Source organism: Enterobacter cloacae complex sp. IR5441 (assembly GCF_049238215.1).
GTDB classification, from domain to species: domain Bacteria; phylum Pseudomonadota; class Gammaproteobacteria; order Enterobacterales; family Enterobacteriaceae; genus Enterobacter; species Enterobacter hormaechei_C.
This window is the reverse complement of record NZ_JBMKIA010000108.1, coordinates 1-1,193: the sequence shown is the minus strand read 5'-3', so window position 1 is coordinate 1,193 and position 1,193 is coordinate 1. Positions and strand designations below refer to the sequence as shown.

The window sequence follows — 1,193 nt, the reverse complement described above, 5'->3', positions numbered from 1 at the left end:
ACCGGAGCAACAGGCCAACCCCCCTTCCTGCTAAGCCATAACCCAGCCCGCCGCCACGCAGCTGCCGCACGTCCCCCACGGGGGTGCGCAGTGGGCGCCGCGCGCCTGCGCGCGGGTACAGCGGCCCGCCTGCGGGTCGCGGCGCCGTACTGCGAGTTAGCGGCCGCCGCGCGGCCGGTTACGGGGGACACCGCACCGTCACGGCCAGCGCCCCGCTGAGCTGCACAATCCACGGATAACACAATAGCGCACTGGCAAAGGATGCCGACGCCTGAAGGGCGTTGGCACCCCGAAGGGGCGGGGCGAGACGGGAACCGGCTCGATGCGCAGCACAGCAGAGCGGCCCCGAAGGGGTAACGCCCTGTGTGGCATCAGGATTTAGCGCAATGGCAGAACATGAGCTGGAGAGATCACCGGCAAGCAGCAGCAAAGGGGCGGCGCAGCCGCCCAGATGGCTGTTTGCCGATACCGGCGATTAATTAGAGCGGTGTTTAATATCCCCCGCGTGGCGGGGGACTAGGTTTCAGCAAGTCATGTTAAATACGTGTCCGTCATGTAAACTGAAATCCCCAATAAACAGATCCCGCGCATAGGCTACGATGTCAAAATATCGGGCTACGGATTCAGGAATTTCATTCAGTAGACCGCTATCATTCAGGTATTCCTCTGCAAAAGTTTCTTCGTCCTTAGCTTCGCCCATATAGGCATCTCTAAACAGGTCGAAATCAGTGCTATTAAACAGATCAACAAAGGCCACAAACGCCGCTTCGTTTCCTTCCTCGCGGGCTTGTTTAAAGCCGTTAATAAAATCCCAGTTGATATGGCACTCTGACGCCATATCAGACGGAATACCCTCCCAATCCTGGAACATAAATTCTGGATCAGCCTCATTTGCGTGTAACTCGCGGCAGCGCTCGTAAAACTCCTCTGAGCTATCAAAATCGGTCAGATCGAGCCAGGCTCCCGCAATGCTTCCGCAGTTGTATTTATGGTAAGTGCCAACATAAACAGAAGGGGTCGTAATATCAGTCATGGTGTACTCCTTAAAGCGCCGATACCGGCAATTTTTCGGGCGGCGGTATTGCCTCCCGATGATTTAATTATCGGTGATTACGCCTTTAAAGTCAATACAAGTACGGAATTTATTTACATGTTTTTATGCCCGTCAGGGCATGGAAGGCGACCGCGCCGGA

Annotated in this window: 1 protein-coding gene; it reads right to left on the bottom strand. The window is 55.7% G+C overall.

All coding sequences use genetic code 11. The annotated features are described in order from the left end of the window. Nucleotides 1–523: 523 nt before the first annotated feature. Nucleotides 524–1,033: an antirestriction protein ArdA gene (locus tag ACOTX5_RS26545; protein WP_000129958.1), complete on the bottom strand. Its 510-nt coding sequence runs from the start codon at nucleotides 1,031–1,033 to the stop codon at nucleotides 524–526. Between the last annotated feature and the right edge of the window lie 160 nt (nucleotides 1,034–1,193).

Coding starts and splice junctions, on each gene's coding strand:
- ACOTX5_RS26545 (WP_000129958.1), bottom strand. CDS start 1,033: ATGACTGATATTACGACCCCTTCTGTTTATGTTGGCACTTACCATAAA.